Annotated in this window: 18 protein-coding genes; 16 read left to right on the forward strand and 2 right to left on the reverse strand. The window is 69.6% G+C overall.

Translation table 11 applies throughout. From position 1 onward, the window contains the following. Positions 1-43: 43 nt before the first annotated feature. The 13 genes from kynR to HMPREF2886_RS16140 all read left to right on the forward strand — a co-directional run bounded on the left by kynR (position 44) and on the right by HMPREF2886_RS16140 (position 14711). Positions 44-520 (forward strand): kynurenine pathway transcriptional regulator KynR, encoded by a 477-nt coding sequence (kynR, locus tag HMPREF2886_RS16080; protein WP_003088777.1) that lies wholly within the window; start codon positions 44-46, stop codon positions 518-520. Positions 521-721: 201 nt separating this feature from the next. Continuing rightward, positions 722-1996 carry an aromatic ring-hydroxylating oxygenase subunit alpha gene (locus HMPREF2886_RS16085; RefSeq protein WP_033977874.1) on the forward strand — a complete coding sequence of 425 codons (1275 nt, stop codon included), beginning with the start codon at positions 722-724 and terminating at the stop codon, positions 1994-1996. 87 nt (positions 1997-2083) lie between these two features. After that, positions 2084-3916, forward strand: coding sequence for an asparagine synthase (glutamine-hydrolyzing) (gene asnB, locus HMPREF2886_RS16090; protein ID WP_033970848.1), 1833 nt, complete (start codon positions 2084-2086; stop codon positions 3914-3916). A gap of 27 nt (positions 3917-3943) precedes the next feature. Continuing rightward, entirely contained in the window at positions 3944-4453 is a 510-nt protein-coding gene (locus HMPREF2886_RS16095) for an aromatic-ring-hydroxylating dioxygenase subunit beta (protein ID WP_003088783.1), read from the forward strand. 10 nt (positions 4454-4463) lie between these two features. Continuing rightward, positions 4464-5366: an alpha/beta fold hydrolase gene (locus HMPREF2886_RS16100; protein WP_033970850.1), complete on the forward strand. Its 903-nt coding sequence runs from the start codon at positions 4464-4466 to the stop codon at positions 5364-5366. After that, on the forward strand, positions 5363-6019 hold the full coding sequence (locus HMPREF2886_RS16105; RefSeq protein ID WP_033970851.1) for a hypothetical protein: 657 nt from the start codon (positions 5363-5365) through the stop codon (positions 6017-6019). Before HMPREF2886_RS16100 ends, HMPREF2886_RS16105 begins: the two co-directional genes overlap by 4 nt. Beyond that, positions 6003-6851, forward strand: a complete 849-nt coding sequence (locus HMPREF2886_RS16110) for a class I SAM-dependent methyltransferase (RefSeq protein ID WP_033970853.1) — start codon at positions 6003-6005, stop codon at positions 6849-6851. The genes HMPREF2886_RS16105 and HMPREF2886_RS16110 overlap by 17 nt, the downstream gene beginning before the upstream one ends. 91 nt (positions 6852-6942) lie before the next feature. Then, the gene (locus tag HMPREF2886_RS16115; RefSeq protein ID WP_070747821.1) at positions 6943-9594 is read left to right on the forward strand and encodes a TonB-dependent receptor; all 2652 of its coding nucleotides are present in this window, start codon (positions 6943-6945) and stop codon (positions 9592-9594) included. Between the two features lie 12 nt (positions 9595-9606). Then, positions 9607-10686, forward strand: coding sequence for an LLM class flavin-dependent oxidoreductase (locus HMPREF2886_RS16120; RefSeq protein ID WP_003120261.1), 1080 nt, complete (start codon positions 9607-9609; stop codon positions 10684-10686). Beyond that, on the forward strand, positions 10683-11963 hold the full coding sequence (locus HMPREF2886_RS16125) for an MFS transporter (protein ID WP_033970858.1): 1281 nt from the start codon (positions 10683-10685) through the stop codon (positions 11961-11963). Before HMPREF2886_RS16120 ends, HMPREF2886_RS16125 begins: the two co-directional genes overlap by 4 nt. Continuing rightward, on the forward strand, positions 11950-13146 hold the full coding sequence (locus tag HMPREF2886_RS16130) for an MFS transporter (RefSeq protein WP_070747824.1): 1197 nt from the start codon (positions 11950-11952) through the stop codon (positions 13144-13146). The genes HMPREF2886_RS16125 and HMPREF2886_RS16130 overlap by 14 nt, the downstream gene beginning before the upstream one ends. Before the next feature lie 102 nt (positions 13147-13248). Continuing rightward, positions 13249-13758: a sigma-70 family RNA polymerase sigma factor gene (locus HMPREF2886_RS16135; RefSeq protein WP_003107976.1), complete on the forward strand. Its 510-nt coding sequence runs from the start codon at positions 13249-13251 to the stop codon at positions 13756-13758. Further along, positions 13755-14711, forward strand: a complete 957-nt coding sequence (locus tag HMPREF2886_RS16140) for a FecR family protein (protein ID WP_058179319.1) — start codon at positions 13755-13757, stop codon at positions 14709-14711. Before HMPREF2886_RS16135 ends, HMPREF2886_RS16140 begins: the two co-directional genes overlap by 4 nt. Position 14712: 1 nt before the next feature. Here the strand turns inward: HMPREF2886_RS16140 and HMPREF2886_RS16145 are convergent, their stop codons facing one another. Together HMPREF2886_RS16145 and HMPREF2886_RS16150 are read right to left on the reverse strand one after the other, a co-directional pair. Beyond that, positions 14713-15558, reverse strand: a complete 846-nt coding sequence (locus HMPREF2886_RS16145) for a CmcJ/NvfI family oxidoreductase (protein WP_033977883.1) — start codon at positions 15556-15558, stop codon at positions 14713-14715. Between the two features lie 148 nt (positions 15559-15706). Beyond that, the gene (locus HMPREF2886_RS16150) at positions 15707-16741 is read right to left on the reverse strand and encodes an AraC family transcriptional regulator (protein WP_033977885.1); all 1035 of its coding nucleotides are present in this window, start codon (positions 16739-16741) and stop codon (positions 15707-15709) included. Between the two features lie 146 nt (positions 16742-16887). On the opposite strand from HMPREF2886_RS16150, the gene HMPREF2886_RS16155 reads away from it, so the two are divergent. The 3 genes from HMPREF2886_RS16155 to HMPREF2886_RS16165 are packed head-to-tail and all read left to right on the forward strand — an operon-like array spanning position 16888 to position 20046. After that, complete coding sequence (locus HMPREF2886_RS16155) at positions 16888-18363, forward strand: flavin-containing monooxygenase (RefSeq protein WP_042166562.1); 1476 nt, start codon at positions 16888-16890, stop codon at positions 18361-18363. 10 nt (positions 18364-18373) lie between these two features. Then, positions 18374-19303, forward strand: a complete 930-nt coding sequence (locus HMPREF2886_RS16160) for an alpha/beta hydrolase (RefSeq protein ID WP_079752160.1) — start codon at positions 18374-18376, stop codon at positions 19301-19303. After that, positions 19288-20046, forward strand: a complete 759-nt coding sequence (locus tag HMPREF2886_RS16165; protein ID WP_079394863.1) for an SDR family oxidoreductase — start codon at positions 19288-19290, stop codon at positions 20044-20046. Before HMPREF2886_RS16160 ends, HMPREF2886_RS16165 begins: the two co-directional genes overlap by 16 nt. The last annotated feature ends 435 nt before the right edge of the window (positions 20047-20481 follow it).

Below are 20481 nucleotides of genomic sequence, written 5' to 3' on the forward strand. Positions count from 1 at the left end.
CACAAAATTCGAAGATAGCTATTCATTCTGATAGGAACTGCACATGTCCCTGGACGCCATCGATCTGCGCATTCTCCGTCACCTTCAGCAGGACGGGCGGATGAGCAACCAGGACCTGGCGGAGAAGGTCTCCCTCTCGCCATCCGCCTGCCTGCGCAGGCTGCGCCTGCTGGAAAGCGAGGGGATCATCCGCGGCTACTCGGTGGAGCTGGATGCCGAGCGACTGGGTGTGGAACTGGAAGCCATCGTCCATGTGTCGCTGCGCCAGGACGTCGAGGGTTGGCACGAGGCGTTCATCGCCAGGGTCCGGGACTGGCCGGAGGTGGTCACCGCCTATGTGGTGACCGGCGCCACCAACTATGTGCTACGGGTCCGGGCGCGCAACCTCAAGCACTATTCGGACTTCATCGTGAACAAGCTGAACCGCGCCGCCGGCGTCACCGATATCCGCTCGGAAATCGTCCTGCAGGAGATCAAGGCCGGTGCCGACCTGCTCGACCTGGTGAACCTGAAGAGTTGAACGGGGCGACCCCTCATAAAAGCATGAGTGCAATGAGACGGAGGAATTTTCAGTCGTCGAGGGAAATAATTATTTTGTCTTTTTTCATGGGGTTACGAGTTATTAGCTAATGAATAAATAGTCTGCCGGAATTGATTTTCCCCGTGCTAGGTTTCCTCCGTCCCCGTTGCCGGGTTGTCAACGTTACACGGAGGTTAGGCGGTGAGTGAATATATCGAGACCGACGACGCAAGTTACTTCCGGGTCAGGCGCCAGGCCTATGTTTCCGCGGAACTGCACCGGCGCGAACTGCACGAGATATTCGACGACAGCTGGCTGTATGCCGCCCACCTCAGCGAACTGCGCGAGCCCGGCGACTTCATCACCCGCGACGTCGGCGGGCGCAACCTGATCATCCAGCGTCGCGCCGATGGCGAGCCGGCGGTCTACCTGAACGCCTGCGCGCACCGCGGGGCCAAGGTCTGCGCCGAGCGCCAGGGCAACAGCCAGCGTTTCACCTGTCCCTACCATGGCTGGACCTACGACAGCCACGGCAGCCTGATCGGCCTGCCGGACAAGGGCGCCTACCAGCACGCCGGGCAATGCCATCCGGAGCTGTCCCTGACACGGGTGAAACACGCGGTCTACCGCAACTTCCTGTTCATCCACTACGCCGCCCGGCAACCGTCCCTGGAAACCTACCTGGGCCAGGCGAAGGACTATATCGACCTGATCTGCGACCAGTCCGAGGCGGAACTGGAGATCATCCCCGGCGGCTTCGAGCATTCGATCAAGGCCAACTGGAAGCTGCTCGCGGAAAACGGCGTGGACGCCTACCACCTGCCGTTCGCCCACAAGCGCTACCTGGAATACCTGAATACCCTCGGCACCGATCCGGAGTCGCACAAGCGCCATGGTCGCGGCGAGGCGCTGGGCAACGGCCACGCGCTGATCATCAGCGGCCCGCCGTCCACCGGACGGCCGATCGCCTACTGGAGCCCGCTGTTCCCGGAAGCGCTCAAGCCGTCCATCGCCGCCAAGTTCGAACGCCTGGTGGAACGCTTCGGGCAGGCGCGGGCAGAGGACATCGCCCACACCAACAAAAGCCTGTTCATCTTTCCCAACCTGGTGATCAACGACATCCTCGGCCTGAACATCCGCTCGTTCTTCCCGACCGCCGCCGATGAGGTCAGCGTCACCGTATGGGGTGCCGGCTTCGCCGATGAGACCCGCGAGGAGCGGGCGGCGCGGATCAATGGGCTGATCTCGTTCATCGGTCCGGGCGGTTTCGGCACCCCCGACGACGTCGAGATCCTCGAATCCTGCCAGCGCGCCTACGCCCACACTGCCCTCGGCTACAGCGATTTTTCCCGCGGCATGGGGCCGGCAACCCGCCGCCACGTCGACGAGGAGCAGAACCGCGGCTTCTGGCGCGAATGGAACCGCCGGCTCGGGCAGCAACCCGCTGCCCTGCGGCGTCTCGCCGTGGCCGTCTGAGCCGTCTTCAACCATCGCTCCCTGCAGATCCCTGCGCGCCGCCCTGGCTACGCGGGGAATAAAGGGTCACTGCAAGGAACGTCATCCATGTGTGGAATCACCGGCTGGACCGACTGGAGCCGCGACCTCGGCGAGCAGCGCAGCATCCTCGAACGCATGACCCGTACCCTGGCCCCGCGCGGGCCGGACGCCGAAGGCCTGTGGCTGTCGCGGCACGCGCTGCTCGGCCATCGGCGCCTGGCGATCATCGACCTGGAGAACGGCGCCCAACCGATGCTTGCCGAGGCTGGCGGGCGGGTGGCGCTGACCTACAGCGGCGAGGTCTACAACTTCCGCGAGCTGCGCGCCGAGCTGGAGACGCTGGGCCAGGTCTTCCGTACCCGCTCGGACACCGAGGTGGTGCTGCGCGCCTATCTGCAATGGGGCGAGGCTTCCTTCGCCCGGCTCCGCGGCATCTACGGCTTCGCCCTGTGGGACGAGCGCGAGCAGAGCCTGTGGCTGGTGCGCGATCGCTTCGGGGTCAAGCCGCTGTACTACTACCCGACCGCCGGAGGCGTGCTGTTCGCCTCGGAACCCAAGGCGATCTTCGCCAACCCCGAGGCCAACCCGGTGCTCGACGCCAGCGGCATCGCCGAGCTGTTCGCCCTGACCACCGCGCCGACCCCCGGCCACGGCCTGTACAAGGGCCTGCGCCAGGTCCGGCCGGGCCAGGCGCTGCGCTTCGACCGCAAGGGTGTGCGCGAGCTGGTCTACTGGGCGCTGCGCGCGGAACGTCACGAAGAGGGCGCCGAGGACAGCGCCGAACGCGCCGGCCAGTTGCTCCGCGAGGCAGTGGCCGAGCAACTGGTGGCTGACGTCCCGCTGGGCAGCCTGCTTTCCGGCGGGCTCGACTCCAGCGCCATCAGCGCCTTCGCGGTGGCCGCGCTGGATGGCGACGCGCGGCGCCTGCCGACCTTCTCCGTGGACTTCCCCGGCGAAGGCCGCGGCTTCGTCCCGACGCCCTGGCAAAGCAGTTGGGACGAACCCTATGCGCGGCTGGCGGCGAACTTCCTCGGTACGCCACACCGTACCGTGCTGGTCGCCCCGGAAGAGGTGCTGGAACAGGACGAGGCGGTGCTCCAGGCCCGCGACCTGCCCGGCTGGGGCGAGCTGGACGCCTCGCTCTACCTGCTGTTCCGCCAGGTCCGCGAGCACACCACGGTAGCGCTGTCGGGCGAGTCGGCCGACGAGGTGTTCGGCGGCTACCCGTTCTTCCACGACCCGAGCGCACTCGAACACGACGGCTTCCCCTGGCTGGCCGGCAAGAGCGGGCCCTGGCAACTGCTGCGGCGGGAGGTCGCCGAACGGGTGGCGGCGCCGGAATACATCCGGGCGCGTTACCGCGAGGCCCTTGCCGAAGTGCCGCGGCTGGATGGCGAGGATGCCGCCCAGCGGCGCCAGCGCGAGGTCGCCTACCTGGCGCTGAGCCGCTGGCTGCCGGCGATGCTCGAACGCAAGGACCGGATGAGCATGGCGGTCGGCCTGGAAGTGCGCGTGCCGTTCTGCGACCACCGCCTGGTGGAGTACGTATGGAACCTGCCCTGGGCGCTGAAGAGCGTCGCCGGGGAAAGCAAGAGCCTGCTGCGCCGGGCCCTGCGCGGGCACCTGCCGCAGGCGATCCTTGAGCGGCGCAAGAGCGGCTTCCCGGCCAACCCCGATCCACGCTACCTGGCGCTGCTGCGCGAGCGGGTCGGCCGCCTGCTCGACGACGGCCGCTCGCCGCTGTTCGAACTGGTGGACGCCGGGCGGGTCCGCCAGGCTCTCGAACAGGGCACGCCGCTGCCCAGCCCGCGTGCCTCGGCGAGCCCGACCGCCGGCCTGGCCTACCTGCTGAACCTGGACCGTTGGCTGACCCGCCATGGGGTCGACATCAGCCTCTGAGCGGCACTTTCTTCCCGGAGGATACTCATGAGCCTTGCCTTGTCCCGTCCCGACAGCGACCTGCTGGCGCGGGTCAGCGATTTCCTCGTCGCCGAAGCCGAGCTGCTCGACGACCGCCTGCTGGATACCTGGTTCGCGCTGTTCGAGCGCGCCGCACGCTACCGGGTGCTGCCCCTGCAGGAGCAACTGGCCGGCCAGGCGCCGGAGGACAGCCTGTACATCATCGACGACGACCACGTGCGCCTGCGCGAGCGGGTCGACAGCATCCTCGGCGGGCATACCTGGATGGAGCAGCCGCGCTCGCGCACCCGCCGCCTGGTGGGCAACGTGCGGCTGAAGCGGGTCGAGGGCGAACTGGTCAGCAGCCGCAGCAACTTCGTCGTCCATCAGTTCCGCAACCGCGAGGCCTGGAACTTCGTCGGCGAAGCCAGTCATGTCCTGCGCGACGGTCCCGAGGGCTTGCGCATCGTCTCGCGGGAGATTCGCCTGGACCACGAGACCATCAGCGCCCAGCGGCGCATCAGCATCATCCTGTGAGGCGCCGCCCATGAATACCGATCCGTTGCTGCCCGGCTTCGACTACCTGACCCTGCACACCTCCGCCGCGCGCCTCCGCGTCGCCGTGAAGGGCAGCGGCCCGCCGCTGCTGCTGTTGCATGGCTATCCGCAGACCCACCTGGCCTGGCATCGCATCGCTCCGCGCCTGGCCGAGGAGTACAGCGTGGTCCTCGCCGACCTGCGTGGCTATGGCGAATCGCGGGCGCTGGACGAGGAGGGCGCCGACTATTCCAAGGCCGCGCTGGCCCGCGACCAACTGGAAACGATGGGCCAGCTAGGCTTCGAACGCTTCGCGGTGATCGGCCACGACCGCGGCGCGCGGGTCGGCTATCGCCTGGCGCTGGACCATCCGCAAGCGGTCGCGGCCTTCGTCTCGCTGACCGTGGTGCCGATCCTCGACAACTGGGCCGCGGTGAACAAGGCCTTCGCCCTCAACGCCTACCACTGGTTCCTCCTCGCCCAACCGTACGACCTGCCGGAGCGCCTGATCGGCGCCGATCCGCAGCACTTCCTCGACTACACCCTGCGACGCATGGCCCAGGGTCGCGACATCTACCACCCGCAGGCGCTGGAAAGCTACCGCCGGGCATTCCGCGATCCCGCCGTGCGCCATGCGATGTGCGAGGACTACCGGGCCGCGGTGGGCGTCGATGCCGACGCCGACCAGGCCGATCGCGACGCCGGCCGGCGCCTGCAATGCCCGGTCCAGGTGCTCTGGCAGGAGCGCCCCTACGCCGCCGGGCAGCATCCGCTGGAAATCTGGAAGACCTGGGCCGGGCAGGTCGAGGGCGCCGCCATCGGCGCCAGCCACATGCTCCCCGAGGACGCGCCGGACGCGGTGCTGGAGCACCTGCTGGGGTTTCTCGCCAGCCACCGGGAGGCGCTCCGATGAGCGCCGTCGAACGCGATCCGGCGGCGCAGGCGACGCTCTGGCGACAGCGGGTGTTCGAGGTGCACGCGGCGATGTCCGCCTACCTCGCCGAGTGCCATCGGCGCGAAGACCTGGGGGACTGGGTGGCGACCAGCGCGCGGATATTCGCCGATCTGCCGGCGACCGACGACCTGCGCGCCGAAGCCTGGCAGGCGGTGTTCTTCCGCGCCCAGGCGCTGATCGAACAGTTCATCGTCGCGCGCCCGGCGGATTACCGGCTCGACGACTGGGCGCGTGCCACCGCGCGGATCTATCGCGCGCTGGAGCCGGCGGGGCGGGGCGATCCGGCCAGCGCCGCCGACCGTCTGGCACGCCAGGCCGCGCTCTACGGTTCGCGTTTCGAGGTGCAGGCCGAGGCTGGCGGGCGCGCGGTATTCCACAACCGTCACTGCGCGATCTGGGACTACCGCGAGCGCGCCCGTGCCCGAGGCGTGCCGATCACCCTGGAGTCGGCCTGCACCTATTGCACCAAGCTGCTGTCGGCGTTCGTCGCCGCCAGCGATTGCCGCGCCGACTGGCGGCTCTACGAAGAGCCGCAAGGCCACGGCTGCGTATGGACCATCACGGCGGACAGCCTCAACCAAGGAGCAGGCGTACATGAACGCGATCATTGAACAGGCGCGCAGCCTGGACGGCTACCAGGATTCCAGCGAACTGCTGCAACGTCGCGACCAGGACTGGGTGCTCGACCGCGCCGGCATCGAGCCGCGCAGCCTGCTCGATCTCGGCTGCGGCATCGGTTCGCTGCTGCTCGGCGCCGCCCGGCGCTGGCCCGGCCTGCAACGGTTGTGGGGCATCGAGCGTTCGCCGCTGCGCCTGGAGCAGGCGCGCGCGCAGTTGCGCGGGGCTGGGGTCGAGGCGCGTCTGCTGGAGGGCGACCTGCTCGACCTGCCGCCGCTGGCGGAACGCTTCGAGCTGATCAGCATGACCGCCGTGCTGCACTGGCTGTATCCCGATGAAGAGCGGCTGTTCCGGTGGGCCGCGCGGCACCTCGAGGCGCAGGGGGTATTCCTGTTCACCTCGCACCATCCGTTCGCCGAGGATGGCCTCGGCGGCGAGGACGACCTGGTCGCCCAGGCCCTGGTCGAGATGGGCCTGGCCGCGCCGGAACGGGTGGCGGCGCTCTACGCGGAAGCCGGGCTGCTGCCGATGGGCACCCGCACCCGTGGCCGGGAGGCGTTGCGCGAACGCGTCGAACGACACTTCCAGGTCGACTCCATCGTCTCCCGCCCGGCGGTCCTGCGTGTCGCCGACTCCGCCGAGTACCAGCGTTTCCACGCCGCCACCTTCGGCACCTATTTCGCACCGCTGGTGCCGGCGACGCGCCTGGAGGAATTCTTCGTCCGTCTCGGGCGGATCGCCGAGCGGCGCATGCAGGCCGACGGGCAGGTCAACGAAATCCCGGTCAGCGTCTGGCGCTGCCGGGCGCGGGAGGGCGAGGCATAACCTTATGCGCAATCGGTCTGCCGCGCGGCTGAAAATCGCTACGGGCAATTGCACTCGGTGGCATCCGCAACCGCTCAAGGAAGAACCGACCATGCCCAACCCGCGTTCGCCGCGTCTTCGACTCGTCCCCGTGCTCTGCGCGGTCGGCCTGGCCTGCCTCGGCCAGCCCGGCGAGTCGGCGGCAGAGGAGGTCCGCGCCGCCAGCCGCGCCGAGATCCAGCGCTTCGACATCCCGGCCGGCGAACTGGCCCAGGTACTGCTGAGCATAGTCCGCCAGAGTCGCACCCCGATCGCCTTCGACCAGCACCTGGTGGAGGGCCTGCCGGCACCGGCGATCCGGGGCTCCTACAGCGTCGAGCAGGCGCTGCAGCGGGCCTTGCAGGGCAGCGGCCTGGAATACAGCCGCAGCGCCGCCGGCGTGCTCAGCCTGCAACGCGCCACGGCGCCGGATGCCGCGCTGCCGGCGGCGAAGCCCGCCGGGACCCTCGCCACGGTGGTGGTCACCGGCACCCGCAAGGCGGATGTCAAGGCCGGCGAGAGCCTGGCACCGATCGACGTGGTCAGCGCCGAGCAATTGCGCGACAGTGGCAGCGGCGACCTGCGCGACGCCCTGGTGCGCCTGCTGCCCTCGCTGTCGCGCCAGGCCCAGGCCTACAACGCTTCGGCGCTGACCAACGCCCAATCGCTGCGTGGCCTGAGTCCCAACCACGTGCTGGTGCTGGTGAACGGCAAGCGCCGTCACGAGACCGCCAACATCAATGTCAGCGGCGGGCTGCAGAGCGGCTCCACCGGGGTCGACCTGGATACCATCCCGCTCGCCGCCATCGAGCGCATCGAGGTGCTGCGCGACGGCGCCTCGGCGCAGTACGGCTCGGACGCCATCGCCGGGGTGATCAACGTCATCCTCAAGTCGGCCGACCACGGTGGCCGGCTCGCCTACGACAACGGTCGCTACGGCGATGGCGACGGCCTGACCCAGAACGGTGGGCTGAATCGCGGCCTGCGTTTCGGCGAGAGCGGTTTCCTCAACCTCAGCGCGCAGTTCCGCGAACAGGCGCGGACCATCCGCGCCGGCATCGACCAGCGTACCGGGCACTACGGCAACCCGTCCATCGGCGACCCTTCGCTGCATCGCCAGGCGCTGGCCTACAACGCCGGCGTGGCGCTGGACGACAACGTCGAGCTGTACAGCTTCGCCACCTATACCCATCGCTCGGTGTCCTCGGCGCAGATCTACCAGTTGCCGTCCCTGGCGCCGCGTCTCTATCCGAACGGCTTCACCCCGCGCATCACCAGCGACGAGGACGACTATTCGCTGACCCTCGGCGCCCGTGGCGGCGAGCTGTTCGGCGCCTGGGACTGGGACCTCAGCTCGACCTACGGCGCCGACCGCCCGGAGATCGGCATGGACCACTCGATCAACCTCGCCCTCTACGGCGAGACCGGCGATTCGCCGCGCTCCTTCGACCTGGCGCGCTACAAGGCCACCCAGTGGACCAACAATCTCGACCTGCGCCGCGACTTCGACCTCGCCTGGCTGCCGGCGCCGCTGAATTTCTCCTGGGGCCTGGAGCAGCGCCGCGAGCTCTACGAGGTCGAGGCCGGCGACCCCTGGTCCTACTACAACGGCGGTTCCAAGGCACTCCCCGGGCAGGCGCCGGCCACCGCCGGACAGTGGAGCCGCGACGTGCTCGGCGCCTATCTCGACCTGTCCACCGCCCTCGACGAGCGCTGGCAACTGGAGACGGCGGCGCGCTACGAGCACTACAGCGACTTCGGCAGCACCACCAACGGCAAGCTCGCCAGCCGCTACCGCTTCAGCCCCGAGGTATCGGCGCGAGCCAGTATCAGCAGCGGCTTCCGCGCGCCGTCGCTGGCCCAGGAGAACTACACCAGCCTGGGCGTCTCGCCGACCATCGCCAGCGGCCTGCTGGCGGTCAACTCGCCGGCGGCCAGGCTGCTCGGCGCCGAAGACCTGGAGCCGGAAAAGTCGATCAGCTACAACCTCGGCCTGGTGCTCGATCCCTTGCCGGACCTGAACCTGGCCATCGACGCCTATCGCATCGAGATCCGCGACCGCATCGTCGACGGTGCCACCTATTCCGGACAGCCGGCGATCGATGCGCTGCGCGCCGGCGGGATCAGCATCCCGGCCGGACTGACCCAGGTCAGCACCCACTACATGACCAACGGCGCCGACACCCGTACCCACGGCCTCGACCTCACCGCCAGCTACCTGACCCGGCTCGGCGAGTGGGGCCGGATCGACTGGCGCCTGGGCGCCAACTTCAATCGCTCGAAGCTGGTCAGGAACCATCGCGGGCGCAACGGCCAGCCGCTGCTCAACGACCAGCAGCAGGCCTGGATCACCAGTTCCACGCCGCGCAGCCAGGTCAGCCTGCAGGCCGACTGGAGCTACCGGCGCTGGGGGCTGACCCTGCGCGAAACGCGCTACAGCAAGACGGTTTCCGAACTGGACTACTACACCGGCGAGCATGCCTATTCGACCACGGTCTTCAACCGCTTCGAGAACTCGCCCAAGTACATCACCGACGTTGCCCTGCGCTATGCGGCGAGCCGCAACCTGACCCTCAGCGCCGGGGCCAACAATCTGTTCGACGTGAAGCCCGACAAGCTCCCGGCCGAGAGCGCCTACCTCGGCTTCAACCAGTACGACACCTATGCCTCGCAGATCAGCTTCAACGGCGCCTTCTACTACCTCGGCGCGGCCTACACCTTCTAAGGAGGACGAACCATGAGCATCGAACTGCGCGGCGGCGTGCGCGCCTCCGCGGTCATCGGCGACAGTGCCTTCGCCCGCCAGGCCGCGCGTTTCCTGCCGGACACCCGCAGTCGCGCGGTGAGCGCCTTCGATATCCAGCAGAAGGCCCGCCTGGAAGAGGCGGACGGCCTCGACGGCGCGCTGTTCACCGTTTCCGCCGCCTGGCCCGACCCCTGGCTGGTCGCCGGCTGGGCGCTGGCCGCGGCGCCGCGCCTGCGCGCCACCGTCGCGCACCGACCGGGGAGCGCCCAGCCGACCGTTGCCGCGCGTGCCCTGGCCACCCTCGACGGCCTGTCCAACGGGCGAGCCGGCGTACACCTGGTGATCGGCTCCAGCGACGCCGACGTGCGCCGCGACGGCGACTTCGCCGACAAGGACGAACGCTACCGGCGCGCCGTGGAGTACCTGGAGGTCTTCACCCGCGCCCTGGAAAGCCGCGAACCCTTCGACTACCACGGCGAGTTCTACCGGCTGGAGGACGCCGGCAGCGGCTTCCTGCCGATCCAGCGGCCGCGCCCGCCGCTATCCGTCGGCGGCTCCTCGGCGCAGGCACAACGCCTGGCGGTGCGCTTCGCCGACGTCTACGCCGGCCACTTCGCCAGCCCCACGCAGACCGCGGAGCTCAAGCGCAGGCTGAACGAGGAGGCGGCGGAGCAGGGACGACGGCTGAAGTTCTGGAAGCACTTCCAGGTGATCCTCGGCGACAGCCCGGCGGCGGCCCTGGACATCGCCGAACACTACCGCCAGGCCGCCTTCGAACTGCTTCTGGCACGGCCCCTCGACGAACTGGCGGCATCGCCGCAGGTCGCCCGCGACGGCGAACGCGACCGGCTCGCCCGGCTGGAGCCGGAGGCCTTGCGCGAATGGGTGGCGAATACCGTGCAGCGCAGCTTCGCCGGGGTGCTGGTGGGCAGCGTCGGCGAGGTGGCGGAACAGATCCTGGCCTTTCATCGCGCCGGCATCGAGATCGTCCAGCTCGAGGCCACCACCGAGAACGCCGAGGACATCCGCTTGCGCCGCCAACTGATCGAGCGCCTGAGGCGCGACGCATGAGCGGCGTCGTCCGCGAGGCCATGGAGGACGTCGCGCCGGCGCCTGGCGTCGGCGAGTTCGGCGTGGCCAGTTGCGGGGTGCTGCTGGCCTCGGTAGTGGGGGTGATCTTCGGCCCCACCGGGCTGGTGATCAGCAGCTTCTCGCTGTTCATCGAGCCGATCGCCGCCGACCTGGACTGGGACCGCGGCCAGTCGGCGCTGCCGGTGACCCTGCTGGGCCTGGCGGTAGCCCTGAGCAGCCCGCTGAAGGGCTGGCTGGTGGATCGCTGGGGCGCGCGCGCCCTGGTCCTGCCGCTGACCGCCGCGCTGGCCCTGTGCCTGGCCAGCCTGGCGCTGGCGCGCAGCGGCTGGCAGCTATACCTGCTGTTCGCGCTGCTCGGCCTGCTGACGCCGGGCAACATTCCCTATGCGCGGATCCTCGGCGGCTGGTTCGAGCGTCGTCGCGGCGCGGCCTACGGCATCCTCGGACTCGGTTTCGGCGTCGGCGGGCCGCTGGCGCTGTACCTGGGCAGCGCCTGCATCGACGCCTTCGGCTGGCGCGCCACCTTCCTCGTCTATGGCCTGCTCGAAGGCCTCCTGGCGCTGCCGCTGCTCTACGCGTTGTTCCGCGAGCGGCCCGGCGACCTGCCGCAGGCGCGGCGCCCGCCAGCCGACGCGCTGCCCGGAGCGACGCCAGGCCAGGCCTGGCGCTCGGCGGACTTCTGGCTGATCGTCGGCAACCTGATCCTCGGCGTGTTCGCCGTCACCGGCGTGATGGTGCATGGCGTGCCGCTGTTACAGGAGCGCGGCCTGGCGCGGGAGGTCGCCACCGACGTGCTGGCGGCGCTGTGGGTCGGCATGATCGTTTCGCAACCGGCGCTGGGCTATCTGCTGGACCGCTACGACACCCCGCGCATCGCCTTGCCGTTCGCCCTGCTGGCGGCGCTCGGGCTGCTTCTCCTGCTCCTCGGCGGACCGCCGGCGCTGCTCTGGGGCGCGGTGTTCCTGATCGGCCTGGGCGCCGGCGGCGAGACCGGCACCACCCAGTACTTCGTCAGCCGCTACTTCGGCCTGCGCCATTTCAGCGTGATCTATGGCTCGATCCAGCCCTTCACCTTCGCCATCGCCATCAGCCTGGGGGCCTGGCTGCTGGGTTACTTCTACGACCGCGCGGGCTCCTACGCGGGCTCGACGCTGGTCCTGCTCGGCGCGTTCGGCGTGGCGGCAGGGCTGCTGGTCATGCTCGGGCGCTATCGCTACGCCATCGACGGGGAGGCACGCAGCCATGGGCGAGACTGAACGGAGCAGGGCGGAGGTCGGCGTCTGGCTACTGGCCGGACTGGCCTTCGTGGTCGGCACGGTGGAACTGGTGGTGGCCGGGGTGCTCGACGAACTGGCTGCCAGTTTCGCCGTCAGCCAGGGCCGGGCCGGGTTGCTGATGAGCCTGTACGCGCTGGTCTATGCGCTGCTCGGCCCGCTGCTGGTCTACCTCAGCGCCGGTATCGAGCGCCGCCGCCTGCTGGCCGGCGTGCTGCTGGTGTTCGTCGGCGCCAACCTAGCCAGCGCCGCCGCGCCGAGCTTCGCCCTGTTGCTGGCGAGCCGGCTGCTGGTGGCGGCCAGCGCCTCGGTCATCGTGGTGGTGGCGATCACCCTGGCGGTGGCCATCGTCGCACCGGAACGGCGCGGCCGGGCGATCGGCCTGGTGTTCGCCGGCATCGTCGCCTCGCTGGTACTGGGCGTACCGCTGGGCACACTGATCGGCGAGTTCTGGGGCTGGCGCAGCCTGTTCCTGCTGCTCGCCGGGGTCGCGCTGCTCGGCCTGCCGCTGCTCCTGCGCCTGCTGCCGGCCATACCCGGCGCGCCCGGCATAGCCCCGGCGGAGCAACTGCGGGCGCTGGCCCGCGGCCGGGTGCCGTTCGCCCACCTGGCATCGCTGTTGCAGATGACCGGCCAGTTCACCGTCTACACCTACATCGTGCCGTTCCTGGTCGGCAGCATGGCCCTCGACAAACCGACCATCAGCCTGGTCCTGCTGGTCTACGGGGGCGGCGGCATCCTCGGCGCGCTGCTCGGCGGACGCGCCGCCGACCGCTGGCCGGGGCCGGCCACCTTCGTCGCCTTCCTGCTCCTGCACGCACTGGCGCTGGTCCTGCTGCCGTTCGCCACCGGCGGCCTGCCGCTGCTGCTGGGCGCGGTGGTGTTCTGGTGCGTGTTCAACATGGCGCCGGGGCCGGCGATCCAGAAATACCTGGTGGAACTCAGCCCGGACACCGCGGCGATCCAGATCAGCCTCAACACCAGCGCGATCCAGCTGGGCGTGGCCCTGGGCGCCTTCATCGGCGCGATCCTGGTGGACCAGGTGGCGGTGCGCGCGCTCCCCTGGTGGGGCGCCGTGCTGATCCTCGGCGCCGCCGCCTGCGGCTGGCTGTCCGCGCAGCGGCCGGCGGCGGGCACGGCGGACTGCCGGGAGCGCCTCGATTGATTCCCTACCGCGCGCCACGGGTACAGCCCCGGGCGCCGTTCCTCAACCTCCAGGCTCACTACCGCTATCCGTGGCGTGGCCTGCCAGCAGCGAACGCTTACCATGGATAGCCAAGGCTCCATCAAGAACACCCTGATCGCCCAGTTGTTCCAGCAGAACTACGACTGGCTGTGCAAGAAGCTGTCCTACCAGACCGGCTGTAGCCACAGCGCCGAAGACCTCGCCGCCGAGGCCTTCCTGCAGGTCTGGATGCTCCCCGATCCGGCGTCGATCCGCTCGCCGCGGGCGTTCCTCGCGACCATCGCGCAACGTCTGATGTACGAGAGCTGGCGGCGCAAGGACCTGGAGCGCGCCTACCTGCAGATCCTCGCCGAGGCGCCGGAGGCGGTACAGCCGTCGCCCCACGAGCAGTGGATGCTGATCGAGAGCCTGCAAGCCATCGACCGCCTGCTCGACGGCCTGTCCGGGCAGGCCAGGGCGGTGTTCCTGATGAGCCAGCTGGAAGGCCTGACCTACGTGCAGATCGGCGAACGCCTCGGACTGTCCCTGGGGCGCATCCACCAGTTGATGAAGGATGCCTTGCACTGCTGCTACCGGGGATTCCAGGAATGAGCGAGAAGCCGGAACGGCAACGCATCGTCGAGGAGGCCATCGAATGGATGGTGCGCCTGCAATCCGGCGACTTCAGCGCCGCCGAGGGCGACGCCCTGGAGCGCTGGAAGGCGCTGTCGAGCGAGCATGCCGAGGTGTTCCGGCAACTGCTTGGCAGCCTCGCGCCGCTACAGGACTCGCCCTGGCGCGGCCAGCCGAGCGCTACCGTGCTGCGCGCCCTGGAGCAGCCGTCGAGCCGCCGGCGCTTCGTCGGCGGCGCCCTCGGGCTGTTCGTCCTGCTCGCCGGCGGCGCCGGCCTGGAGCGCTGGGTCCAGTCCGGCATGGGCCTGCCCGGCGAACTGGCGACCGGCACCGGCGAGCGCCGCGACTGGTTGCTGGCCGACGGCAGCCGCCTGCGCCTGAACGCGCGGAGCAAGGCGCGACCGTTGCTCGACGACGCCCAGCGACGCCTGGAGCTGCGGCGCGGCGCGTTGCGCCTGGAAGTGAAGGAGGACCCGCGCGGCGCCTTCGCCCTCGACTGCGCCGCCGGACGGGTGGACTGCGCGAGCGGCAGCCTGCTGCTTGCCGAGGAACGCGGGGCGATCCGCCTGGTGACCCTGCGCGGCAGCGCGCGGCTGACCACCGGAGAGGGACGCCAGCTGGCGGTGGCGGCACGGCGCAGCCTGCTGTTCGATGCCGGCGGCCTGCTCGAACAGGGCCCGATGCAGGCCGGAGAGGACGCCTGGGCCAGCGGCTGGCTGGAGGTCCACGATCGTTCCCTGGCCTGGGTCGCGGAGGCCTTCCGGCCCTATCTGCCAGGCATCCTCCAGCTCGACGCGGAGATCGCCGGCAACCGCGTCAGCGGACTGTTCCCGCTGGACGACATGCACACGTCCCTGGACATGCTCGGGCGCAGCCTGCCGATCCGCGTGCTGCGCTACAGCGACTACTGGATCAGCCTGCGCGCCGCCTGACTCATTCGTCGAAGAACAGCAGGCAACGCAGTTCGATGCTCTGCCGCGGCGGCGCATCGGCCGGGGTGCAGGGGTCGTCGAAGGCGGTGTGCGCGCCGAGGCGGGCCTGCGCGTCCTCCCGCGAATCGTAGATCTTCAGCAGCAGCGCTTCCTCCGGCAGCAGGTGCGGGTAGTAGTACCAGCGGTGCTCCGGGTTGGGCTTGACCGAGTAGGTTTCGCCCACCTTGTCGCGGTACACCAGGTCGCTGGCCACCAGATCGTCGAACGCCAGGCTGCGGGCGTCCAGCAACGCCAGCGGCGCGCGCTGCACCGGGCGGCCGAACGGGCGCCACAGGTTGACGATCTGGAAGCGGCCGGCCAGGCGCCGTTCGGCGCGTTCCGCCGGCAGGTGGTCGCGGACCCGGCGCGGCGCCGAGCGCAGGGTCTGGTCGTTGTGCACGTAGCGCACCGGTTCGCGCAGGCCGCGTTCTTCGCGCCCGGCCTGGTCGACGCGCACCGTGTGGTCGAAGATCACCGCCTCGGCGGCGCCGGTCAGGCGGCGGAGCAGGGCGATGCTTTCCGGGTAGTAGCGTTCACGAACCTGGGCTTCGTCCTCGAAATCGCCCACCGCGCTCGCCTCGCGCACCAGTTGGAAACCCTCGCGCTCCAGGCTGGCCGGTTGCGCCAGCAGACGCGCATTGCGGATCGCCACCCGGGTCGGCTGCAACAGCGCGCTGCGCTGCGGCGTCCCGGCGGGGGCCGGATAGGTGTAGGCGACCGGCCGTTGGCCGTTGTCGCGGATATAGTTGACCTCGGCCTCGACCTGCTCCGGCGCGTGCGCCGGCCATGCGTGTTGCTGGCAACCCATGTGTCGTTCTCCCGTTGCCAGCGGAGATGCCTCCGCTGCCGCGCCGCCGGATGCGGCGCGTGAACGGCCAATCTAGCCGCTGGCAGGCGGCGACGAAACGAACATCGAGCGCTGGCGTCCTGCCTTCTTGGAATAAGCCCGGAGCGGCTCAGGGCATCGCGTCGAGTCGTCGCCGCTGGCGATACTGGCGCGGCGTCATGCCTTTCCAGCGCCTGAAGGCGTGGATGAAGTTGGACACCTCGCCGTAGCCGAGGCGCTCGGCGATCTCCTCCAGGCGGATCGCGCCGGTGGCCAGCAGCTCTTCGGCGAGGGCCTGGCGCACCTCGTCGAGCAACAGGCGGTAGCTGCTGCCCTCGTCGTCCAGGCGGCGGCGCAGGGTGCGCACGGTGAGGTGCAGTTCCATGGCCAGGGTCTGCATGTCCGGCAAGCGGCCGGGCGTCCTCAGCAGGCGGTCGCGGATGCGTCCGGCCAGGCCGCCGCGCACCTGGCGGCGGGCGAGCAGGGCGCGGCACTGCTCCTCGCAGGCGCGCGCCACCTCTGGATTGGCGCCGGGCAGCGGGAGGTCGAGGAAGCGCCGTTCGAAGACCACCCGGTTGTCCGCCTGGTCGAACGCCGGGCACAGGCCCAGCTCGCGCACGTAGGGCGCGGGATCGGCGGGCGGTGGGCGGCGGAAGCCGGCGCGGAGGATCGGCAGGCGCTGCCCGGTGAGGTCGCGCTGGATGCGCAACACGCCACCGGCGTCGCGTTCGAGGAGGAAAATCCGCAGGTCCTCGGGAATGCCGGCGTCGTCGAGCACCAGGTGCGCTTCGTCGTCGTGCACCTCCAGGCGGATGCCGTGGAAGGCGAAGGTCAGGTCGAGGTAGCGCAGGCCCAGTTGCGCGGCGCTGAGGAAGGTCGGGCTGCTGAGCAGGGCGAAGCCCCAGATGCCGTAGGCGTTGAGGTGATAGCGCAGGCCGGCCGCCAGGCCCGGCGCGCAAGCGTCGCCCAGGTGCCGGACCAGGTTGCGCACGACGCTCAGTTCCTGGGCCGCGTCGATTTCCCCGGAGGGATCGCCGAGCAGGCGGATATCCAGGCCGCTACCCGCCAGGCACTGCTCCAGGCCGAGGCCGCGGTCGATGCCGAACTGGATCAGCAGGTGCGCGCTGATGGCACTGCGGCGGGGGGACCAGGGCGGAGTGGGCATGGCGGTGTCCGGAGTTGACCGAAAATCACAACTTTATGTCCGGCCCGGCCATAACGCCAGTCGCCCCGGCGAACTAGGATGCTGCCATCCGCCGCTGGGCGGTCTCGCGCCGGACGGCGTGGCAAGCAACAAACGGGAGCACAACAATGCACAACGAGTCCCGCCCTGAAGCCCCCTTGCGGGTGCTGGTGGTCGGCGCCGGCTTCGCCGGTCTCGGCCTGGCGATCCGCCTGCGACAGGCAGGCATCGACGATTATCTGGTCCTGGAAAAGGCCGCCGACGTCGGCGGTTGCTGGCGGGAAAACCGCTACCCGGGCGCCGCCTGCGACGTCCCCTCGCATCTCTATTCGTTTTCCTTCGAGCCGAAGGCCGACTGGTCGCGCAAGTTCGCCCCGCAGGCGGAAATCCTCGACTACCTGCGGCATTGCGCGGACAAGTACCGTCTGCGCGAGAAGATCCGTTTCCACTGCGAGGTGGAGGAGGCCCGCTTCGACGCCGACAGCGGCGAATGGCAAGTACGCTGCGCCGATGGCCAGACGTTGCGCACACGGGCCCTGGTCTGCGCCACCGGCCAGTTGAGCCGGCCGCTGCTGCCGCGCCTGCCCGGCCTGGAGCGCTTCCAGGGTCCGGCGTTCCACTCGGCGAACTGGGACGCCGAGGTCGAGCTGGCCGGCAAGCGGGTCGCGGTGATCGGCACCGGAGCCAGCGCCATCCAGTTCGTCCCGCGGATCGCCCCGCAGGTGCAACGCCTGTCGTTGTTCCAGCGCAGCGCGCCTTACGTGATCGCCAAGCCGGACCGCACCTACGCCGACTGGGAACGCCGCCTGAAGGCGCGTTGGCCCTGGCTGCAACGTCTGGATCGGGGGCTCAAGTACCTGCACCATGAATCGCGGATGCTCGCCTTCGCGACCTTCCCGGCGCTGATGAAGGTGATGCGGCTGAGCTTCCACCGCCACCTGCACCGGCAGATCGCCGACCCGCAACTGCGCACGCGGCTGGTTCCCGACTACCCTCTGGGATGCAAGCGCATCCTGATCAGCAACGACTATTACCCGGCATTGGCCAGGAGCAATGTCGAACTGGTCGACACGGGCATCCGCGAAGTCACCGAAGACGCTGTGGTTGGCCGTGACGGCCGCCGGCACGAGGTCGACGCGATCATCTTCGGTACCGGCTTCGCCGCCACCGAGTTCCTCGCCCCGATGCGCATCCTCGGCCTCGACGGACGCGACCTGCGGCAGGCCTGGGCGGATGGCGCGGAAGCCTACAAGGGCATCAGCGTCAGCGGCTTCCCCAACCTGTTCATCCTCTACGGGCCGAACACCAACCTCGGTCACAACTCCATCGTCTACATGCTGGAAAGCCAGTTCCCCTACGTGCTCGGCTGCCTGCGCCAGCTCCAGGCGCAGGGCTTGCGCTACCTCGACGTGAAGCCCGAGGTCCAGCGGCGCTTCAACCTGGAGGTGCAACAGGGGTTGCGCCACACCGTCTGGGAGCGTGGCTGCGACAGCTGGTACAAGACTGCCGCCGGCAAGAACACCAATAACTGGCCGGGCTACACCTTCGTCTATCGCTGGCGTACGCGCCGGCCGGAGCTCGCCGACTATGACCTGGCCCGCTGAAGCGCCCCTGATGTCGCCGCCGCAACGCCTGCGCGCCGGTCTCCTGCGCGGCTGCCTACGCCTGTTGTTCCGCGGGCTGGTCCGTCCGCCCATGCCGGTGGCACTACAACGCGGTGTTTTGCGCGGGCTGAGCCTGGCGACGCTGGGCGCCGGCGGCGTCGTCCGCGAGCGCCGCAGCCTCGCCGGCGTGCCCTGCGAGTGGTTGCGGCCGCGCGGGGCGGAGGCGGGGCGCCGGGTGCTCTACCTGCATGGCGGCGCCTACCTGATCGGCTCGCCGGCGACCCACCGGGCGATCACCACGCACCTGGCCCGGCGCTGCGCCGCCGAGGTTTGCGCGGTGGACTACCGGCGCGCCCCGGAACATCAGTTCCCCGCCGCCCGCGACGACGCCCTGGCGGTCTACCTGGCATTGCTGGAGGCCGGCCATTCGCCGCGCCGACTGCTGCTCGCCGGCGACTCGGCGGGCGGCCACCTGGCGCTGTCCCTGGCCCTGGAACTGAAGGCGCGCGGCTTGCCGTTGCCGGCCGGGCTGCTGCTGTTCTCGCCCTGGACCGACCTTGGCTGCCAGCGCCTGCACACACCGGCGGGCGGCGACCCGTTGCTGTCGCGGGCCTGGCTGGAAAGCGCGGTGCGCCTGTTGCTGCCGGCCGACGCGGAGCCAGGCTCGGCCGCCTTGTCGCCACTGCATGCCGACCTGGCGGGGCTGCCGCCGCTGCTGGTTCAGGTCGGCGAGGACGAATTGCTGCGCGACGACAGCCTGCGCCTGGCGCAACGGGCCGGCGAGCAGGGCGTCGCGGTGCGATTGCAGCGCTACGCCGGTTGCTGGCACGTGTTCCAGGCCCACGCCGGCGTGTTGGCCAGCGCCGACCGGGCGTTGGACGAGGCGGCCGCGTTCGTCGTCGAATGCTGCGCGGAGGGCGACCGGTGCAGAACATCCTGATCAGTGGCGCCGCTTCCGGGATCGGCGCCGCCAGCGCGCGGCTGTTCCACCGCCGGGGCTGGCGGGTCGGTTTGCTGGACATCGATGCCGAGGCGCTGCGCGGCTTGGCCGCTGAATTGCCGGGTGCCTGGCAGCGTGCCCTGGACGTCAGCGAGCCCGACGCGGTCGGCGAGGCGCTTGCGCAGTTCTGTGCCGATGGCCGCCTGCGCCTGCTGTTCAACTGCGCCGGCGTCCTGCGTTTCGGCTGCTTCGAAGAGGTCGCGCTGGAGGACCATGCGCGGTTGCTGGCGATCAACCTGCAAGGCGTCCTCAACTGCTGTCACGCGGCCTTTCCGTTCCTGCGCGCGACGCCGCAGGCGCAGGTGCTCAACATGGGTTCGGCATCGGGGCTGTATGGCGTACCGGAGATGGCCGTCTACTCGGCCTCGAAGTTCGCCGTGCGCGGGCTTACCGAGGCGCTGGAGCTGGAATGGCGCCGCCACGGTATTCGTGTGGCCGACCTGATGCCGCCGTTCGTCCGCACGCCGATGGTCGCCGGGCAAGCCTACCGGCCGCCGGTGTTGCGTCGCCTGGGGCTGAGACTGGACGCCGAGGATATCGCCGAGGCGGCCTGGCGGCAGGCGCACAGCCGGCGGGTACACCGGCCGGTGGGCGGGTTGTTCACGGCGCTTTATTGGGCCGGGCAGTTGTCTCCGCCGTGGGTGAACCGGGCGGTGATGGCGTGGTTGTCGCGGGACGAATAGGCACTTGCGTTTATCCGCCGCTTATCCGGGGTATTGGCGGATACCGCCTGTGGCGGTATTCGCCCTACAGGCCCCCGGAAACGCCGGCTGCCGCTCCAGCTCCGTAGGGCGAATAACCGCCCGCGGTTATCCGCCGCTTATCCGCGACATCGGCGGATAACGCCCGTGGCGTTATTCGCCCTACAGGCCCTGGAAACGCCGGACAATTCCCCCGGACATTTCCGCAGGCTCTCTCAGAAGCCTGGGAATTGGATAAAAACCCAGTAGGAGGATGATGGAGGGGCCGGCAAATCCATTCCGTAGGGACCGAACGGCACTGCCCTCTTTTTTTTGAGGGCAAAAAAGACGCGGGCCGCAGGTGCGGGAACACCTACGACCCGCTAACCACAAACCAGCTTATAAAGGAGCTGACCCATGGCTAAGCCGAATGATACG

The sequence above is a fragment of the Pseudomonas sp. HMSC066A08 genome, assembly GCF_001813025.1.
Taxonomy (GTDB): Bacteria; Pseudomonadota; Gammaproteobacteria; order Pseudomonadales; family Pseudomonadaceae; genus Pseudomonas; species Pseudomonas aeruginosa.